Genomic DNA, 19,312 nt, shown 5'->3' on the forward strand with positions numbered 1-19,312 from the left:
GTGGCCTTGGCGGGCCGGATCAGAAGTTGACCGATGCACTCAAGCGGGCGGTCAGTGGTGCACCCTGGAACACGTAGTTGTCGCCCATGTACTCCCCGACATCGCGCCAGTAGCGCTTGTCGAACAGGTTATCGACGGTCAGGCGGAACACCGTGTCGTAGCCGTCGATGCGCGTGCTGTAGCGGCTGCCGATGTTGAACACGGCGTAGGCGCTGGCCTCGACCTGGCCTTCCTGACTGGCGTATTTGCTGGCGCTGTATTGCACCCCACCGAGCAGCGCGAGGCCGTCGACCCACGGCAGGGCATAGTCGCCATAAAGACTGGCGCGCAGGTTCGGTACGTTGATGGTCTGGTGACCTTCGTAGGCCGGGGTGTCGCTGCCGCTGACTCGCGAGCGGATCGCCGCGACACTGGCGGAAATCTGCAGGCGCTGGCTGGCCCAGCCGTTGGCCGAGAGTTCCAGGCCAGTGTTCTTCTGCTCGCCCTGCTCGGTGTAGGTGAAACTGCCGTCGGCATTGGGCCGGGAATACTGATAACCCTGGCGGATCTGGAACAGCGCTGCGCCGAGGCTCATGCGTTGCCAGTCGTACTTGATCCCGGCCTCGATCTGCCGTGACACGGTCGGCGCGAGGATCTCGAAGTAATTGCTGGCAAACCACGGCGCCTCGCCACCCAGGGACAGGCCCTTGCTGTAGCGGCTGTACAACGCCAGGTTCGGCAGCGGTTTGTAGATCAGCGCGGCCTGGGGCAGGAACTCGTAACGCTGGGTGTGGCGGGTGGTGTCGCCCTCGCTGTCGAAGGTCTCTTCATCGAGGCGCACTTCGCGCCCGCCGAGCACGGTCTGCCATTGTTCGTTGAAGCTGATCCGGTCGTTGAAGAACAGCCCGTACTGGCGGCTGTCCAGGTGTCGATACGAATCATTGAGCGGCCCTGCGTAGCGCGGGAAATCGGCCGGCTCGCCGGCGATGTTGGCGCTGCCGATCCACTCGTTGATCGGTTCGCGCTTGTCGACGATCCGCCGAAACGCGCTGCTGCCGACGGTCAGTTCGTGGCCCAGGCCTGCCGTGTCGAAGGTGCCGCTGAGGGTGGCCTGGGCTTCGTCGTTGCGCCGGGTGTCGTCGGGGCTGCGGAAGTCGTAGATGTCGTAGTCACCCTCGGGACTGAAGTAGTTGGGCACCGCCGCCTCGGGACAACTCTTGATGGGGTCGCAGCCCCAGGCGAACGAGCTGTAGTCATCGATCACCACCCGGCTGCGCGAAGCGCTGAGGTTGCCTTTCCAGGTGTCGCTGAAGCGGTACTCGAAGTTGCCGTTGAGGTTCAGCGCATCGGTGGTCACCGGTTTCGTGCCGCTCTGATGCGCCAGCAACTGCTTGGGCGAGGCGTGGTGCGGCAACTCGGTGCCGCCGAGCAACTGGTAGCCCGGTGCCGAACGCTGTTGTTTGGTCTGGTACTCGACATCCAGTTGCAGCAGCGCGGCGTCGCTCAGGGTCCAGTCCAGCGCCAGGGAGGCAAAGTCGCGCTGGCCGTTGGTGTGCTCGACGTAGGAGTGCAGGTCTTCATGGGCCAGGTTGGCGCGCAGGCCGAACTGTTGTTCGCTGCCAAAAAAACCACCGACGTCGGTGGCCAGGTATCCGCTGCCGCGATCGTCGGTGGACACCGTGACCGAGTGCACATCGGTCGGCCGCTTGGTCACATAATTGATCAGCCCGCCGGGCTCGCTGACCCCACTTTGCAGGCCCGCCAGGCCCTTGAGCAGTTCCACCTGCTGTTTGTTTTCCAGGCCGACGTTCTGCTCGCCGGTGATGGTGCGGCCGTTGATCTTGTAGCTGCTGGCGGCGTTCAGGGAGAAGCCGCGTACCACGAAGTTCTCGTAGTAGCCGACCGGTGCGTAGCTTTCACCCACCGAGGCGTCGTTTTTCAACACTTCACTGAGCAGGCGTGCTTGCTGGTCCTTGATCAGGGCTTCGTTGATCACCGCAATCGAGGCCGGCGTGTCGAGCAAGGGCGCGGGGTCGAACCCACCGACAGCGGCCTCGGACACCTGGTAGCCGGAGTGGTCCTCGGCATTCACAGTCACGGCCGGCAGCAGGGTCTCGGCAGCGTGGACCGAGGGCAGGGCGCTGGCCAGCAACAGCCCGAGGGTCAGTTGATTGAAGGCAAAGCGCGGGGCGCAGCCGTCCTGGGGGGACGTCCGGTAAAGCCTATCCATGTGAAACTCCTTGATGACTGCGAGCCCGGGGCAGGCGAACACCGGGCATAGGGGCCCAGGTGCGCTCCAGGAAAGCGCTGTGCGGTAAAAACAGGAAATCAGGTTAAATACGTGCCCCTGAGGGCATCAGTCCGGAGTTGCTCCGGTGGTCATCGGCAAGTTTGAATCCGCGGCCCATTCTTGCAGCGAGCCATCATACAAGAGCACGTCGTCGCGGCCGACCAGGGTTAACGCCAGGGCCAGGGCCGCCGCAGAAATTGCGCCGCCACAATACAGCACCAAGGGCCCTGGCACGTCGAGCAGTAGCGCAGCGAGTTGCTGTTGCAACTGGTCGCGTGGCAGGTACCGGCCATCTGCGTCGAGCAATTGCCGCGCTGGCAGGTTGCGACTGCCGGGGATGTGCCCGCGCCGCGCGTAACGGCTCGCGGCACTGCCTTCGAACAATGCCTGGGACAGGGTGCACACCAGCAGCCCCGGTCGCTCGCCGGACACCATCGCCTGCACACCGTCACGCTCGATCCACAAGCCTGGCCGGGCTGACAGCGACATGGCGGCCACCGGCAGCACCGGTTCAATACCCTGTGCCTGGAGCAAACCCGCTGCGCACCAGGCCTTGAAACCACCGTCCAGCACCTGCGCCGCCAGCCCGACGCTGCGCAGCATCCACCACAGACGCGCGGCCCAGAAACCTTCGCTGCGATCGTAGATCACCACCTGGCGAGCGCCATCCAGCCCCAGCCGGGCCAGGGCGCTCGCCAGGTGTTCGACACCGGGCAGGGCAAAACTGAACGAGGCGTCGGGCAGGGCCAGGTCATACAGCAGGTCGGCGTGCAGGGCACCGGGGATGTGGGCCTGATACCAACCGTCGCGTCCGCTGGCGACCTGGTAGTCGCGGTCGAAACGCGGTGCCGGCAGTTCGACGCTGGCGTCGAGGATCAGCAGGTTGGCGTCTTCGGCCATCAGGCTGGCCAGTTGCTGGGGGCTGATCAGTGGGTTCATGAACCTTGACTCCGGGTGGCGGCACGACGCCGTAGATGTTCGAGCAGGCAGTGGCCGGCATCAGTCGAAAACCAGCGGGTGTGACCGATCAGGTAAGCCTTGTATGCGATGTCGGCACTCGCAGCGCAACCGACCACGCCGTTGAAGTAGGCGATCTCCGACAGGGCGAAATCCACATGCACCAGGGGCAGCAGGGCGGCCAGGGTCAGAAGCTCGGCCGCCGACAGCGGCAGGACACTGGCATAACCGGCCAGCAAGGCGTCGATGTCGTCGAGGGCCGCCGGGGCAGACCCGCCGCTGTCCAGTTCCAGCCAGGGAATGGCGTTGCGTTCGATGGCGGTGGCCAGGTCGAACAGGGCGAAGGTGCGGTCCGCCAGGCCAAAGTCCAGCACGCCGCTGACCTGGGCGTCGGCGGTGCTGGAACTCCACAGCAGGTTGGAGCCGTGCCAGTCGTTATGGGTCCATAACCCGGGTTGCCGGGCCAGCAGCGGTTGCAGTGGGCGATGCCAGGGCAGCAGCAGGGGCAGCAACTCGTCGCGCCATGGCTGGCGGTCCATATAGGCCGCCAGTGCCGGGTCGCGCTGGATGAACGTATGCAGGCTGGCGGCCAGGTCCGGACCGCTGCACAGCTTGAAGTTGGCCAGTAGCACCTGGGCCTGGCGCGGCGGGGCCTGGAAGTCCGCGGCGCCACGGTGCAAGCGGGCCAGCGATTGACCGGCCGACCAGGCCTGGTGCTGGTTGAGAAACGGCGTCCAGGACAAGGCGTCGCGATACAGGTCCTGACCTTCGGCCAGGGCATGCACCTCGTAGGTCCACTCGCCCTGAGCGGTCGCCGTGTCGCCGTCGCGGTTGGCCAGCACTTCGGTCACTGGCACCCCGCGTTGCCGCAGATGGGCCATGAAACGGTGTTCTTCGCGCAGCCAGGCGGGGTTGCGTACCTGTTGTGGGTGGCGCTTGACGAAGACCCGGGTGTTTTGGGTCTGGACCAGGCTGGCGGCCGAGAACGGCCGTGGGCTGTGCCAGTCCAGTTGCAGCGGCGCGCCGAGTTGCGGGTAGCCGCGCAGCAGTTGCGCGACATCGTCCGCCTGCAGCGGCGGCCACTGCGCCGCCACCGGTTCCAGGCCCAGGCCGTGGGCGCTGAAGGGTTCGTGTGCGGCCATCACAGCGGCTCCGGCAGGAAGGCGTTGCTGGTGGCCTGGCGCCAAGCCTGGGCATCGGACAGCACGTGGTTGGCGTGCAGCCAGTGGGCGTAGGGTTCGAGCAAGGCATCGCGTTGTTGGCCCCAGGTTCCCTGGTGCAGCCAGGTCGGCGCGATGGCGTGCAGCGATTGCGCCAGCAGCTCGCGGGGGAAGTACGGGGTGGCGCTTTCATAGGCCTGCAGCGCGCTGGCCGGGTCGGCGGCCGCAGCCAGGTAACCACGGGCGGTGGCGGCGAGAAAGGCGCGGGTCAGTTCGGGCTGGTCCAGCAGGGTCTGTTCGTGGGCTCCCAGCAGGTAGCTGTGATAGGCCGGGGCGCCAAGCTCGTCGACCGGCCAGACCACGCGCCGCTCGGCGGCGATCGGGCTGTCCATCAGTGCTTCCCAGGCCCAGTAGCCGCCAAAACTGGCATCGGCGAGGCCGGCGGCCAGTTGCTCGGGCCGCAACTCGCGGGTGCCGCTGTCCACCAGGATCAGCGCGTCGGGATCACCGCCATCGACCCGCATCAGATGCCGGACCATGGCCACGCCGCGGGGCGTCGGATTGAGCGCCAGGCGCCGACCCGCCAGGTCCCGTGGGCGCTGGATGCCGGAGTCGCTGAGGGTCTGGATCGATTCCAGGCCAGCATGGTTGATCGCCGCTACCCCCAGCAACGGTTGCCCCAGGGCGCGGCGTACCAGCAGGCGGTTGCTGGGGAACAATCCGAAGTGCACGGCCCCGGTCAACAGATGCTCGAGAGTGTCACCGCGCCAAGGGTCGTGCACTACCAGTTCGACATCCAACCCAGCCTCGGCGTACCAACCGCGTTCGCGGGCCAAGTACAGGCCTGCCGAATTAGGCCAGGGGTGAAAGTATTCGAGCATTACCCTTACACCAACCATCGATTTGCTACTCCAGTGCAAATGTTTAATGCGCCGATTTATAAGGTCTGAATCTGGTATATACCAATATCTTTTATCACTATGGATATACCCGATAATCCCGGTGAAGCCTGCACCAGAGCGGTTATCTGAAAATAATCGAGTCCTTGTTAGAACGATTATTTCTTTGGGTTATTTAGATAGTTGTCAGTCGAATATCCATGACCGCTGAACGGGTGCAGAGGTGGTGGTTATATCTGTGATTGCGTCGTTAAGTGGGTTGTAACAGCGGCATTGGCACTCGGTGCCGCACTAATGGAGTTGGCGCAGCGTTTTTCGCTGCTGTGGGGGCGTCTTGTCGTGGGAGAGCCAGTCCTTAGAATCGGCGCCATCGCTTCACCCAACTATTTAATCCTTGCGGGAGCTCCACCATGATGAATGCCATGCAGATGCCAATGTCGATGAACAGCAGCATGCCGATGATGCCGATGATGGGCATGCCGATGATGATGGCGACCATGAGCTGCGAAATGCTCGAAGACGGCATGATGTGCAAGATGATGCCGGCCGCTGGCATGGACATGGCGATGTTCAAGAACAGCGCGCAGATGATGCAGATGATGATGGACTGCGGCATGCCGATGATGATGCATTGCGCCAACATGAGCATGATGTGCATGTCCCAGGCGAGCATGGCCATGCCGATGATGGGCGCCATGATGCCGATGCCGGTGATGGGCATGCCGATGCCGTCGATGAAGTGCGTGATGGAGTGCAGCCTTCAGGCTGACAGCATGATGTGCAAGATCATGCCGATGGCGGGCATGAACATGGACATGATGAAGAACTGCTGTGGGTTGATGATGAAGATGATGAACGATTGCAGCATGCCGATGATGATGAGCTGCAATGGCATGCCGATGATGTGCTGCACTTGCTGATTGGGGGCTTTTGAGGGCGGGGGTGGATCCTCAGCATTCGCCCCTGGGTGTCTGCAAATCCTGCGAACACCTGGAGCCTCATTGTGGGAGCGAGCCTGCTCGCGATGGTCGTCAACGATGACGCGTGCTGCCTGGATGCACGCGTCGTACTTGAGGTTTTCGCGAGCAAGCCGCTGTTGGCCGGTCAGTCCAGGCGTTCCGGATATGTCACTACCAGATACGCCACTGCCTCACTGTCCGCTGGGTTTCGATAGCGGTGGGGCTGGTCGGCGTAGAACAGGATCGAGTCGCCGGTGGAGAGCAGGTAGCGTTCTTCGTTGACACTGATTTCCAGCACGCCCTGGGCCACGACCAGGTTTTCCTGCACGCCCGGGCCATGGCCTGCGGATTGGTCTTCACCCAAGGGGCTCAGGCGCAGTTCGTAGAATTCCGATTGGCGTGCCACGTCGAACGGGAACAGTGCGCGGCTGACGAAGGCGCCATTGGCGCTGACCAGGCGTTTGCTCTGGCTGGCCGACAAGACCGCGACCCCTTCGAACGCGCGGTGTTCGAGAAACGCCGCGACCGAGACTTTCAAGCCCTTGGCAATTTTGCACAGCACCTTGATCGACGGCACGCTGCGGCCGGATTCGATCTGCGCCAGCATCGCCCGACTCACGCCGCACTGGCGGGCCAGTGCGTCCAGGGACAGATGGCGCTTGCCCCGCAGGCGCTGCAGGTTTTGCGCGACCCGCTGACAAATCGGATCTTCTTCCTGGGGCTGCAAGTGGTTCAGATCGAGCACCGGTTCGTCGGCGCTGGCGAGAAAGCGCACGGGACCCTGGGCGTTCACGCGTGGCGGGTCTCGGTGCTGGCCGTCGGCCGGGCCGTGGTGAAGGTCTGCAGGCCGGCCTGCAGCGTGTACATATCCCACATGGCCCGTGCCCGTTGTTGAGCCTGTTTGCGTTTGCGGTAGCTGGCGAAGTCGATGAGGTTGTCAGTCGGATTCATGGGGCACTTCACTGTGGTGATGAATGACGGGATGGACTGAGCCTACGCGGAAATTGTTATATCGATAAATAATGATTTTCTATTTATTAATTCGTTTTGGTTCTTAAAGGTGTAAGCAAGAGAACGGGAAATAGATGCCTAAGCTAATTCCAAAAAAGTATTTATTTGTACTTTTTAAGATCGATTAGCTTTATGTCCCGGCGTCAGGCCATGCCTGCCGCCTCGTCCCTTTTTCCATCCCGGGTGCGCTGTGTCGCGCTCGGGCCTGCTTGTCGAGAACGCCTGTGACCCTTATCCAATCCTCTCTGGCCAGCGCCCGGATCGAGACCCCAGCCCCGGATGCGCCCGTACTCGAAGCGGACGTGGTGCTTGAGTTGCGCGACGTGACCAAGGCCTACGGGCAGAACGACGCAGCGCCGGCGGTCAGCAACGTCAACCTGAAAGTCCTGCGTGGTGAAGTGTTGTGTCTGATGGGCACTTCCGGCAGTGGCAAGTCGACCTTGCTGCGGCACATCAACCGCTTGATCGAGCCTTCCAGCGGCGAAGTGCTGATTGACGGCCAGGCGATCAGTGGCTTGAGCAACAAGGCCCTGCGTGAGTTGCGTTCGCGGCGCATTGGCATGGTGTTCCAGCATTTTGGCTTGTTGCCGCACCGCACGGTGCTGGACAACGTGGCCTTGCCCCTGGAATTGCGTGGCGAGCCCGAGGCGCAGCGGCATGCGGCGGCAGCCGTGCAGTTGCAGGCGGTCGGGCTGCAAGGCTGGGGCGAGCATTATCCCCATGAACTGTCGGGCGGCATGCGCCAGCGCGTCGGGCTGGCCCGGGCGCTGGTGACGGAGCCGGACATTCTGTTGATGGATGAGCCGTTCAGCGCCCTCGACCCGACCATCCGCCGCGACTTGCAGAGCCATTTCCTGGCTCTGGCCCGCGCACGCGGGATCAGCACTTTACTGGTTACCCACGACCCGGCCGAAGCCTTGCGCCTGGCAGACCGCATTGCGGTGTTGCGCCATGGCCGCCTGGTGCAACTGGGCACGCCTGAACAATTGCTGGAGCAGCCGGCCGACGCCGAAGTCGCGGACTTTTTCCGTGACTGCGCGCCGGCCAGCGCCCCTGCAAAAGCGTCGACCAAGGTCGCGGCCCGACTGCCTAGCCAACCACGCGCGCCTTCCTATAGTCCCGGTCTGTCGGCCTGGCAAGCGTTGTTGCTGGGGCCAGCGGCGTTGGCGGCGCGGGGTAGGGGCGGGCTGTTCTGGCTGGCTTTTGCCAGTGAACTGGGCGCCTTGGCAGCCCTCGGCCAAGGATTGCTTAGCTCGGCCTGGCTGACGGTGCTGCTGGCGACGCTGGTGCTGGTCGCCAGTCGCTACAGCGCGCTGACGCTCAGCGCCCGTCCGGTGCGCGGCGGTGGCTCGGATTGGGCGCTGCCGTTGACGCTGTTGTTGGTCAGCCAGGTCCTGGTGATCTGGCGGGTGATCACTGCCGACACCAGCAGCGCGTTGCTGCAGTTCCCGGCCAATCGCCAGTTGCTGCTGGTGACGGCGCAGAGCATTGACCAGTTCATCAGTTGGTCGCAGGTGACTTTCGAAGGCGCCTTTGTCGGGGTGATAGTCGCGGTGCGCACGGTCATCGAAGGCATCGAGAGCCTGCTGGGCTGGCTGCCCTGGCCGGTCTCGGCCCTGGCCCTGGTGTTGCTATCTTGGCGATCGGCCGGTCTGGCACTCGCGCTGACCAGCAGCGCCGCACTGCTGTACATCGGCCTTTTCGGCTTCTGGGAGCGCACCATTGCCACCCTGGCGCTGGTGGGGTCCTCGGTGCTGATTGCCCTGGTGATCGGCGTGCCCACCGGCATCCTGCTGGCGCGCCGACCATGGGTGCGCCGCGTGGTCACACCGCTGCTGGATGTGATGCAGACCCTGCCGACCTTCGTGTACCTGATCCCGGCCGTGGCGTTCTTTTCCGTGGGCAAGACCCCGGCGGTGATTGCCACGGTGATTTTCGCCCTGGCGCCGATGATCCGCCTGACCTCCCTGGGTATCCAGGAGGTGCCCAAGGATACCGTCGAAGCGGCTGTGGCTCATGGCGCCAGTAGCTGGCAGACCCTGGTCAAGGTGCAACTGCCACTGGCCCGGCGCTCGCTGTTGCTGGGGATCAACCAGACCCTGGTCATGAGCCTGTCGATGGTGGTCGTGGCCGCCCTGATCGGGGCCGGCGGGCTCGGTTACGACGTGATGACGGCGTTGCGCAACATCAAGGGTGGCGAAGGCATGCTCGCCGGTGCGGCGATTGTCCTGTGCGCGCTGATCCCGGATCGAATCATTCAATCGAGCTTGCGCAAGCAAGACCCGACCTACAACTGAACGTGAGGCTTATCGTGAACAAACCCTTATCGCGCACCCTGGGCGCAGTGGCATTGCTGGCCTCGCTGATTGCTCCACCGGCATTGCTGGCCAAGGAAAAAATCGTCATCGGCGAACAGAACTGGACCGGCGCCATTGCCATTCAGCACATCCTCGGCGAAGTCATCAGCAGCCGTCTCGATGGTGATGTCTCGTACCTGGCGGGGGACGTCGCGGTGCTGTTGAGCGCTGCGTCCAAGGGCGATGGATCGGTGGACGTGCTGACCGACATCTGGCTGCCGAACCAATCGGCCGCCTGGGCCAAATACGTCACCGGCGGCACCCGTTCGCTGGTGCCCAATGCCCACCCCTATGCTGGCGAGCAGGGCTTCTACATCCCCGGGTACTTGCAGGACAAGTACGGCGTCAAATCGGTGTATGACCTGAAAAAACCGGAAGTGGCGAAGTTCTTCGAACCCCTGGGCGGTGGCAAGGCGCAGTTGCTGGTGGGGCCGGCCGGTTGGGAGTCCACTTACATCGGCCAGATCAAGGCCAAGGATTACGGGTTTGCCGACAAGTTCGAGGCGGTCTCCACCGAGGCTTCGGTGACCTACGCCAAACTGGCTAGCGCCTACAAGGCCGAACGCGGCGTGGTGTTCTACGCCTACACCCCGGACTGGATTTTCTCCGCCTTCGATCTGCGCCGCCTGGAAGAACCGGCCTTCGATGGCTATGCCCAGGACAACAAAAAAGGCGATCCGCTGTACAAGGCCGATGGTTGCTGGAAATTCATCAGCCCGACCGTCGACCCGGATTGGCTGAACAAGAGTCAGATCACCTGCGCCTTCCCGGACGCCAAGGTCCACGTGCTGGCCTCGGCCGCGTTGCAGCAGCGGGCACCGAAAATTGCCGAGTTCCTGCGCAATGTCGCGATCGAACCGGCGCAACTCAACGAACTGATCCTGAAGATCGAGAAGGAACAGCAACCGGCTGACGTAGCGGCCAAGGCCTGGGTCCAGGCCCATGCCAGCACCGTGGACCAGTGGTTGCAGGCTTCGGCACCGACCGTGAGTGCGATCCCATGAGCCGGCCTTCCTTGCGATTGCTCGATGGTGGCATGGGGCGCGAGCTGCAGCGCATTGGCGCGCCGTTCCGGCAGCCGGAATGGTCGGCACTGGCGCTGATCGAGGCACCGCAGTATGTGCTGCGGGCCCACCAGGCGTTCATCGACGCCGGTGCGCGGGTCATCACCAGTAACAGCTACGCGGTGGTGCCTTTTCATATTGGCGAGGCGCGTTTTGCCGAGCATGGCCTGGCGCTTGCCGAGCGGGCCGGGCGCCTCGCGCGGCAGGCGGCGACGGCCAGTGGCGAAGCGGTCACGGTAGCCGGCTCGCTGCCGCCAGCCCTGGGCTCCTATCGACCGGACCTGTTCGATCACTCGCGCTCGGTGGCAATTCATCGCCAGTTGATCGCCGGCCTGCAGGCCCATGTCGACGTCTGGCTGGCGGAAACCCAGAGTTCCATTGCCGAAATCCAGGCGGTAGCCCAAGCCCTGGCCAGCGACAGCAAACCGTTGTGGCTATCGTTCACGCTGCTCGATGAAGTGGGCCAGCCGCCACGCCTGCGTTCCGCCGAACCGGTGGCCGAGGCGGTGCGCGTGGCGGCCGGACTGGGGGCACAAGCGGTACTGTTCAATTGCAGTCAGCCAGAAGTCATGGCCGCGGCATTGAGTGAGGCCGCCGACGTCATCCGCGGCCTGGGCCTGGCCATTGAGCTGGGGGTCTACGCCAATGCCTTCCCGGCGGTGGACGCCGAGGCGAAAGCCAATAGCACCCTGCTGGAGATTCGTCCCGACCTGGGACCCCAGGCGTACCTGCACTGGGCCAAGTCCTGGGTGGCCGCTGGCGCCAACATCGTCGGCGGCTGCTGTGGCATCGGCCCGGAACACATCGCCCAGTTGCACCAGCATTTGATCGAGCAGGAACAGGAGGTAGAAGCATGAGTGAGGTGGAGCAATCCGTGTTGTTGGAACAGGCGACCTTTGGCGCCGGTTGTTTCTGGGGCGCTGAGGCATACTTGCGGGCGCTGCCCGGGGTACTCGATAGCCGGGTCGGCTTCGCACGTTCGGCCGATGGCGAGCCGGCGTTGATTGAAGTGGTGCAGGTCGACTTCGATCCCCGGGTGATTTCCTATACGCACCTGATCGAACATTTCTGGACCCTGCACGACCCGACCTCGGTCGACCGCCAGGGGGCGGATATCGGGGTCAAATACCGCTCGGCGTTGTTTTTCAGCTCGGCGCAACAGGCGACCAGTGCCCAGGCCGCGAAACAGCTACTGGACACGTCCGGGCGCTTGGGCAAGCCATTGGCAACGGTGATAGTGCCTCTGGGGGAGTTCCAGTTGGCAGATGAAGCGCACCAGCGCTACCTGGAAAAACACGGTGCCAGCAGTTGTTCGATCTGAGGGTGGCCTTGAAAGCATGGTGGGTGTCAGGTGTCATCGATGTTGGTAGTGGCGGCGCCATCGTGGCATAGGTATCTACACAAGGTTGTAGCGGCCTGTGGCGAGGGAGCTTGCTCGTGTGGCGGCCTCTGGGCCTCTGGGGTGTTGGATTAGGCGGAGTACATATCCATTCTTGCGGTAACGGCCTCCTATGGTTCCGCCTGACGGCGGCTCACTTTTGAACAGCGCAAAAGTAAGCAAAACGCTCTTACCCCACCACTCGGTGCCTCGCTTAGGCTCGGCATGCCCGTACTCCGACATTGATTTGGGGGGCCGCCGCAATGGGCCCTCCCTGGCCCAGTGCGGCTAAACCGGCGTCCTGCCGGTTTACCCCCCAAATCAATATCGAATTACGGCCAGCGTGGTTAACGGGGCGCCTAAGATCAAAAACAACGCGAGGCGGCCTAAAAGCCGACCTGATCGCTAGGGCATGCGCGGTGTAGCTTCTACTTCCTAAGACGCTGACGAAGTCAGCCATCTTTTGATCTGGCTCTGGCTCTGGCTCTGGCTCTGGCTTTTGCTTTGGCTCTGGCTTTTGATCCTGGGCGCCCCGTTAACCACGCTGGCCGAACGCAGGCTTGAAGCCGTGGGTAACCCGGCAGGACGCCGGGTTAGCCGCCCCGCGCCATGGATGGCGCGTGGCGGCGGCCCACGGATTCAAGCCGGAGTGAGGGAACACCGAGCCTAAGCGAGGTGCCGAGTGGTGGGGCAAGAGCCTTTTGCTTACTTTTGGGCTCCTCCAAAAGTGAGCCGCTGTAAAAGCGGAACCATAGGTGGCCATTACCGCAAAAATGGATATGTACTCGGTCTAATCCAACACCCCAGAGGCCGCCACACGAGCAAGCCCCCTCGCCACAGACCGCTACAAAGTTGTGTAGATACCGATGCCCATCGCGGGCCAGCGGAGCGTCGCCCGGCGATGCACTGTTATAAAGCCCGCGCCACCCTCCGTGCACTAAGCCAAGTCACGCCGCAGGCTGGTCGAGCCAGTCCGGGCGCCGCCGTACATGGCCTGCAAGCGCCCTGAATCGCGGCTGTAGGGGGCTGACCGCGGTTCTGGCACAAAGGCTGCAATACATCTCGCAGGCCTGGCGCGCAGCAACACCGTCGTCCAGGCAGCCCCCTCGGTCAACGACGATCGATTGGCCGCACAGGTCGTGGGCAGCAGCGTTGAACCGGGCACAGCAGTCGGGTTTGCACAGCGCAAATGAACAGGCAAAGACGCCTGGAACCGTAAGGTTTCAGGCGTTTTTTTTTGCTTTTAGAACAGTGATCGGGTGCTACTTATGAACTCCAATGTTGCCGCGTTGAACACCTTGCAAACCCTGGTCGTGATCGGAAACGGCATGGTCGGCCATCATTGTGTCGAACAGTTGATCGAGCGCGGCGCCCTTGGGCGCTATCAGCTGCATGTCTTCAGCGAGGAACCGGTGCGGGCCTATGACCGGGTGCACCTGTCCGAATACTTCACGGGACGTGATGCCGAGTCACTGGCATTGTCCGACGCGGCGCTGTACCAGACGCCGGGGGTCACCTTGCACCTGGGAGTGCCGGTGCTGGAAATCGACCGTGCCCGGCGCCAGGTGATCACCGCCCAGGGCAGCGTCGCCTACGACACCCTGGTCCTGGCCACCGGATCCTATCCCTTTGTACCGGACATCGACGGCGCCGAAGGCGACTCGCGGCTGGTCTATCGCACCCTCGAAGACCTCGACGCCATCCGCCGCGCTGCCAGCAATGCACAGCGCGGTGTGGTGGTGGGCGGGGGGCTGCTCGGCCTGGAGGCGGCCAATGCCCTGAAAAGCCTCGGCCTGGAAGCCCATGTGGTGGAATTTGCCCCGCGCCTGATGCCGGTGCAACTGGACGAGCTGGGTGGCCTGGCGCTGAAGTCGCAAATCGAACGGCTGGGTGTCGGCGTGCACTTGTCCCGCGCTACGCAATCGATCAGTGCCGGCGAGCAGTACCGCTATCGGATGAACTTTGCCAACGAAGAAAGCCTGGAAACCGACCTGATCGTGTTCTCCGCCGGGATCCGCGCCCAGGATGCCCTGGCTCGCCAATGCGCATTGAACATCGGCCCGCGTGGCGGGGTGGTGATCGACGACCAGTGCCTGAGCAGCGACCCGCATATCTACGCCATCGGCGAGTGTGCCTCGTGGAACGGCAGCCTGTTCGGCCTGGTCGCGCCGGGCTACCAGATGGCCCGCAGTGTCGCCGCGCAGTTGTGCGAGCAGGACGCTGAGCCCTTCATCGGTGCGGACATGTCGACCAAGCTCAAGCTGCTGGGGGTCGACGTCGGCTCCATCGGCGATGCCCATGCCCACACCCCGGGCGCGCGCAGTTACCAGTTCATCGACGAGGCCAGCGCCAGCTACCGCCGGCTGGTGGTCGACGCGTCCGGCAAGCAGGTGCTGGGGGCGGTGCTGGTGGGCGACAACAGCTACTACGACACCTTGCTGCAGTACGCCCAGAACGGCATTGCCCTGCCGGCCGAACCGGCCAGCCTGATCCTGCCATCCTCGACCGGCGCGCCCACCCTGGGTCCGGGCGCCTTGCCCGAGTCGGCCATGGTCTGTTCGTGCCATAACGTCAGCAAGGGCGCGATCTGTTCGGCCATCGACGGCGGCTGCAGCGATCTTGCCCAGCTCAAGACGCAAACCAAGGCCTGCACCGGCTGTGGCGGTTGCGCTGGCCTGCTCAAGCAGGTGTTCGAGCACGAGTTGATCGCCCGTGGTGTGAGTGTTGACAAGAGTCTGTGCGAACACTTCGCCTTTACCCGGCAGGAGCTCTACGCCCTGGTGCGGGTCGAAGGGCTGCACAGTTTCGAAGAACTGTTGGCCCGGCATGGCCGTGGACACACCGGTTGCGATGTGTGCAAACCGGCCGTGGGCTCGATCCTCGCCTCGTGCTGGAACCAGCCGATCATGGACGCCTCGCTGGTGCCGTTGCAGGACACCAACGACACCTTCATGGCCAACATGCAGAAAAACGGCACCTATTCGGTGGTGCCACGTATCGCCGGGGGCGAGATCAGCGCCGAGAAGCTGATCGTGATCGGCCAGGTGGCGAAGAAGTACCAGCTGTACACCAAGATCACCGGTGGCCAGCGCATCGACCTGTTCGGCGCACAGTTGCACCAGTTGCCGCAGATCTGGGGCGAACTGATCGAAGCCGGTTTTGAAACCGGGCATGCCTATGGCAAGTCAACCCGCACGGTGAAGTCCTGCGTCGGCAGCACCTGGTGCCGCTACGGGGTGCAGGACAGCGTGGCCATGGCCTTGCTGATCGAGGACCGCTACAAGGGCCTGCGCGCACCGCACAAGCTCAAGTTCGCGGTCTCCGGCTGCACCCGTGAGTGCGCCGAGGCCCAGAGCAAGGACGTCGGTGTGATTGCCACCGAGAAGGGCTGGAACCTGTACCTGTGCGGCAACGGCGGCATGCGTCCGCGGCACGCCGAGTTGTTTGCCACCGATCTGGATGACGCGACCCTGATCCGCTACATCGACCGCTTCCTGATGTTCTACATCCGCACCGCCGACAAATTGCAGCGCACCTCGGTCTGGCGCGAGAGCCTGGAGGGCGGGCTGGATTACCTCAAGCAGGTGGTCATCGACGACAGCCTGGGGCTGGGCGAGGAGCTGGAATCGCAGATGCAACTGGTGGTCAACCGTTATGAGTGCGAGTGGGCCAATGCCCTCAAGGACCCGGACAAACTCAAGCGCTTCCGTACCTTCGTCAACGACGAGCGTCCCGACCCGAGCATTCATTTTGTCGAGGAACGTGGGCAACGCCGGCCCATCATGGCCGCCGAACTCAACCTTATCCCTGTCACCGAGGAGCTTGCCTGATGAACCTGTCCAATTCCCCGCGCGCCGCCGCCCGTTCACCCCTCTGGCAATCGGTGTGCAGCCAGCACGATCTGGTCGACAACTCGGGGGTGGTGGTGTGGCTCGACGGCGCACAAGTGGCGCTGTTCTACCTGCCGCAGGCCGAGGGCAAGACGCTGTATGCCATCGACAACCACGATCCGCAATCGGGCGCCTACGTCATCGGTCGCGGGCTGGTGGGCAGCCTCAAGGGCGAGTTGGTGGTGGCGTCGCCCCTGTACAAACAGCACTTTCGACTCGAGGACGGGTATTGCCTGGAGTATCCGCAACAGCGCCTGCGAGTCTGGCCGGTGCGCCTTGAAGGTGGGCAGGTGCAAGTGGACGTGGCCAACGATTGATCGACAGCCACCTGCGTCACCTGCCGGTGCTGGAGGCGGGGCAATTGATCGGGCTGCTGTCGATTGGCGATCTGGTCAAGCAGGCCATCGTCGAACAGGCCGATCTGATCCGCCAGTTGGAGCATTACATTCGCGGGCACTGAGCCTGTGATTGGCTGACTCAGAAGCGTCCGTTCAGGGGGTACTCGACGGCCAGGCGAATCTGCTCGGTGTCGAGTTCTGCCTGGGCGGTGTTGCCGCGGTGCAGGTTGTGCCGCAGTGACAGGGCCAGGTCCTTGGCCGGGCCGCTTTGCACCACATAGCGGGCTTCCAGGTCGCGCTCCCAATGCTTGCCGCCCTCACCGTAGCCCAGGTAGGCATAGCCGCCTGCCGGGTCGACGTGGCGCCCATCAATGTTGCTGCCGCGCACATAGGCGGCGCTGAGCACCAGGCCGGGCCAGCCGAGCGCCTGCAAGCCCAGGTCGTAACGGGCCTGCCAGGATTGCTCGTTGGGGGCGTTGAAGTCCGAGAGTTGCACGGCATTGGTGAGGTAGATCGCACCCCGGGTCACGTAGTCGAAGGGCGTATCGCCATCGACCTTCTGGTAGCCCAGGCTGAAGGTATGAGCACCGTTGCGGTAGCTGGAGAGCAGGCTCCAGGTGGTGTTGTCGATCTTGCCCGACCAGGCCTGTCCGGTGTCGAGGGTGCGATACAGGTTGAGGTTCAGCGTCAGCGTCTGGTCGAGCCCCAGGGCATGGCTGTAAGTGCTGCCCAGGTAATGCTGCCGCCAGCTGTCTTCGTAGTGTGCGCTGTACAGGCTGGTGGAAAGCCCTTCAATCCCGTCGTAGACCAGCCCGGCAAGGTCGAAATTGTTGCCTTGCCTGGCGTTGGAATAATTCACCACAAACCCCTGGTCGTGGCTGCTGGCGTTGCGGTCGGTGCTTTCGTTGAAGTGACCACCGAGCATTTTCCAGCCGGCGAACTCCTGGCTGTTGAGAAAGAACCCGGTGGCGGTTTCCGGCAGCAGGCGACTGTCGGATGAACTGAAGACCGGGGTCTTGACCCGTTGCTCACCGTAACTGAGGGTGGTCGAGGAGGCGCGCAGCTTGAGCGCCGCGCCGCCACGGCCGAACTGGTCCTTGGGGTGACCGTCGTTATCGAGCCCGAGCAAACGCGCCTTGCCGGCCCGACCGCCGCCACTGTCCAGCTGCCAGGCGGCATAGGCATGGGCATCGACGCCCACTCCGACCAGGCCCTGGGTAAACCCGGACTGCAGGCTGCCCATCAAGCCGTATCCCCACTCCTGGGCATTGCCACTGCGTTCGTTGCGCGGCTTGTAGGCATTGCGTGCGGCGTTGTTGCGCGCGCCGTGCTGGTATTCGCGGTGGTCCAGGACACTGCGGTTGAGCAGGCTCCAGCGACTGTCCTCGACCAGCCCGCGAGACTCTTCCTGGGCCGAGCCGGCCAGCAACGTGGTGGACTGCGCGGCGAGGGCGAAGGGCAGGGCGAGACGCTTGAATCTGATCATGTATGGGGTCCTTGCATACACCTTGGGCAGGCTGACAGTGCATGCCTGTGCAACGGGGTTTCGAACGGGTTGCGTAATGTAATACTATTACACAAAATATCAAGCCCGAAGGCCCAAGACAGGCCGTTTCCTCCACCCTCTGCGTTGCGAACCCCCCATGACAAATGCTGTTGTCCGACCCGCCGGCGCTGGCCGGTTGCTGTCCATCGATGCCCTGCGGGGCTTGGTGATTCTGTTCATGTTGCTCGACCATGTGCGCGAAACCTTTCTGCTGCACCGCCAGGTCAGCGACCCCATGGACATTGCCACGACCGAACCCGCGCTGTTCCTGAGCCGCACCCTGGCCCATCTGTGTGCGCCGATCTTTGTCCTGCTCACGGGCCTGTCTGCCTACCTGTATGGCGAAAAATACGCGGGCAAGACAGATGTCTGCGGCTTCCTGTTCAAGCGCGGGTTGTTCCTGGTGCTGCTGGAGATCACCCTGGTGAACTTCGCCTGGACTTTCCAGATTCCGCCGACTGTGATCTACCTGCAGGTGATCTGGGCCATCGGCCTGAGCATGCTGGCCCTGTCGGCGCTGGTTTGGCTGCCACGCCCGTTGTTGCTGGGCTTGAGCCTGCTGATCATCGCCGGGCACAACCTGCTGGACGGCCTGCACTTTGCGCTGGAGTCGGCGCTGCATGTGCCGTGGGCGGTGCTGCATGACCGCGGCTGGATCGAGTTCAGCGAAGGCCTGCGCCTGCGTACCTCCTACCCGGTGCTGCCGTGGATCGGCGTGATCGGCCTGGGATATGCCATCGGCCCCTGGTTCGCCCAGGCCAGTGATGCCGCCTGGCGCCAACGTGCACTCTGGATCGGCGGTATCGCCGCGCTGGCGGGTTTTGTCGGGTTGCGCTTGCTCAACGGCTACGGCGACAAACCCTGGGTCCAGGGCGAGAGTACCCTGCAGACGCTGATGAGCTTTTTCAACATCACCAAGTACCCGCCGTCCCTGCTGTTCATCACCCTGACCCTGAGCTTCGGCCTGCTGCTGTTGCGCGGGTTCGAACGGCGCCAGGGCAGCCGCTGGATCCTGGTGTTGAGCGTGTTCGGCTCGGCACCGATGTTCTTTTACCTGTTGCACCTGTACGTCTTGAAGTTCGCCTACCTGTTGGCAGTGGCGTGTTTTGGCCTGAATCAGGGCAGCTACTACGGGTTTGATTCCGTGTTGGCGGTGTGGTTGGCGGCGGGGCTGTTGGCGTTGGCCCTGTACCTGCCGGTGCGCTGGTTCTCAAGGCTCAAGAGCAGTCGCCGGGATTTGGTTTGGCTCAAGTATTTTTAGTCGCACTTGCTGATTTTCTGCTGGGGGCCGTCCCGCAGCGTGCAAGTCTGCGGGCGGCTAGAGAAGCAAGTACCTGTCAACTCTGACAGTAGACACGTCCAATCAATTGGCGCTTTGATAAAGCGTTTGTAGATCGCAGCGCCCGTACCCACGGGTGGCTGCGCAAGGATGAGTGTCTGTCAGTTCCTGTCTCTATGGCTGTCCAGCCATGTTGTGGTCATGC

15 protein-coding genes and 1 pseudogene are annotated in these 19,312 nt (G+C 63.2%); 9 read left to right on the forward strand and 7 right to left on the reverse strand.

Features of this window, described 5'->3' with window-relative positions:
* Positions 1–19: 19 nt before the first annotated feature.
* The 4 genes from PspS04_RS11295 to PspS04_RS11310 all read right to left on the reverse strand — a co-directional run bounded on the left by PspS04_RS11295 (position 20) and on the right by PspS04_RS11310 (position 5,267).
* Complete coding sequence (locus PspS04_RS11295; RefSeq protein WP_159995260.1) at positions 20–2,209, reverse strand: TonB-dependent siderophore receptor; 2,190 nt, start codon at positions 2,207–2,209, stop codon at positions 20–22.
* Between the two features lie 126 nt (positions 2,210–2,335).
* A complete protein-coding gene (locus tag PspS04_RS11300) occupies positions 2,336–3,208 on the reverse strand; it encodes a sulfurtransferase (RefSeq protein WP_159995262.1) in 873 nt (290 codons plus the stop codon).
* The gene (locus tag PspS04_RS11305) at positions 3,205–4,368 is read right to left on the reverse strand and encodes a phosphotransferase enzyme family protein (RefSeq protein ID WP_159995264.1); all 1,164 of its coding nucleotides are present in this window, start codon (positions 4,366–4,368) and stop codon (positions 3,205–3,207) included. The genes PspS04_RS11300 and PspS04_RS11305 overlap by 4 nt, the downstream gene beginning before the upstream one ends.
* Positions 4,368–5,267, reverse strand: a complete 900-nt coding sequence (locus tag PspS04_RS11310; protein ID WP_237234984.1) for an ABC transporter substrate-binding protein — start codon at positions 5,265–5,267, stop codon at positions 4,368–4,370. The genes PspS04_RS11305 and PspS04_RS11310 overlap by 1 nt, the downstream gene beginning before the upstream one ends.
* 428 nt (positions 5,268–5,695) lie before the next feature.
* Here PspS04_RS11310 and PspS04_RS11315 point away from each other — a divergent pair, with 428 nt between their 5' ends.
* Positions 5,696–6,205, forward strand: a complete 510-nt coding sequence (locus PspS04_RS11315) for a hypothetical protein (protein WP_162530200.1) — start codon at positions 5,696–5,698, stop codon at positions 6,203–6,205.
* Between the two features lie 184 nt (positions 6,206–6,389).
* Here PspS04_RS11315 and PspS04_RS11320 read toward each other — a convergent pair whose 3' ends face one another.
* The gene (locus tag PspS04_RS11320; RefSeq protein WP_371917607.1) at positions 6,390–6,980 is read right to left on the reverse strand and encodes a helix-turn-helix domain-containing protein; all 591 of its coding nucleotides are present in this window, start codon (positions 6,978–6,980) and stop codon (positions 6,390–6,392) included.
* Positions 6,981–7,033: 53 nt separating this feature from the next.
* On the reverse strand, positions 7,034–7,195 hold the full coding sequence (locus PspS04_RS27505; protein WP_174244572.1) for a hypothetical protein: 162 nt from the start codon (positions 7,193–7,195) through the stop codon (positions 7,034–7,036).
* A 305-nt stretch (positions 7,196–7,500) separates the two neighbouring features.
* On the opposite strand from PspS04_RS27505, the gene PspS04_RS11325 reads away from it, so the two are divergent.
* From PspS04_RS11325 to PspS04_RS11355, 7 genes and pseudogenes are all read left to right on the forward strand, one after another.
* The gene (locus PspS04_RS11325; RefSeq protein ID WP_442966641.1) at positions 7,501–9,552 is read left to right on the forward strand and encodes an ATP-binding cassette domain-containing protein; all 2,052 of its coding nucleotides are present in this window, start codon (positions 7,501–7,503) and stop codon (positions 9,550–9,552) included.
* Positions 9,553–9,566: 14 nt separating this feature from the next.
* Positions 9,567–10,616, forward strand: coding sequence for an ABC transporter substrate-binding protein (locus PspS04_RS11330; RefSeq protein WP_401130464.1), 1,050 nt, complete (start codon positions 9,567–9,569; stop codon positions 10,614–10,616).
* Positions 10,613–11,533 carry a homocysteine S-methyltransferase family protein gene (locus PspS04_RS11335; RefSeq protein ID WP_159995270.1) on the forward strand — a complete coding sequence of 307 codons (921 nt, stop codon included), beginning with the start codon at positions 10,613–10,615 and terminating at the stop codon, positions 11,531–11,533. The genes PspS04_RS11330 and PspS04_RS11335 overlap by 4 nt, the downstream gene beginning before the upstream one ends.
* On the forward strand, positions 11,530–11,997 hold the full coding sequence (gene msrA / locus PspS04_RS11340) for a peptide-methionine (S)-S-oxide reductase MsrA (protein WP_159995272.1): 468 nt from the start codon (positions 11,530–11,532) through the stop codon (positions 11,995–11,997). Before PspS04_RS11335 ends, msrA begins: the two co-directional genes overlap by 4 nt.
* 1,325 nt (positions 11,998–13,322) lie before the next feature.
* A complete protein-coding gene (gene nirB / locus PspS04_RS11345; protein WP_159995274.1) occupies positions 13,323–15,884 on the forward strand; it encodes a nitrite reductase large subunit NirB in 2,562 nt (853 codons plus the stop codon).
* Positions 15,884–16,261, forward strand: coding sequence for a nitrite reductase small subunit NirD (nirD, locus tag PspS04_RS11350; protein WP_095169042.1), 378 nt, complete (start codon positions 15,884–15,886; stop codon positions 16,259–16,261). Before nirB ends, nirD begins: the two co-directional genes overlap by 1 nt.
* Positions 16,258–16,404: pseudogene (locus PspS04_RS11355) on the forward strand (CBS domain-containing protein); the annotation flags it as partial. The gene nirD and the pseudogene PspS04_RS11355, both read left to right, overlap by 4 nt.
* Positions 16,405–16,421: 17 nt before the next feature.
* Here the strand turns inward: PspS04_RS11355 and PspS04_RS11360 are convergent.
* Positions 16,422–17,768: an OprD family porin gene (locus PspS04_RS11360; RefSeq protein ID WP_159995276.1), complete on the reverse strand. Its 1,347-nt coding sequence runs from the start codon at positions 17,766–17,768 to the stop codon at positions 16,422–16,424.
* A gap of 157 nt (positions 17,769–17,925) precedes the next feature.
* Between PspS04_RS11360 and PspS04_RS11365 the strand changes: the two genes are divergently transcribed.
* Positions 17,926–19,089, forward strand: a complete 1,164-nt coding sequence (locus PspS04_RS11365) for a DUF1624 domain-containing protein (RefSeq protein WP_159995278.1) — start codon at positions 17,926–17,928, stop codon at positions 19,087–19,089.
* Positions 19,090–19,312: the final 223 nt, after the last annotated feature.

The sequence above is a fragment of the Pseudomonas sp. S04 genome (genome assembly GCF_009834545.1).
GTDB lineage: Bacteria > Pseudomonadota > Gammaproteobacteria > Pseudomonadales > Pseudomonadaceae > Aquipseudomonas.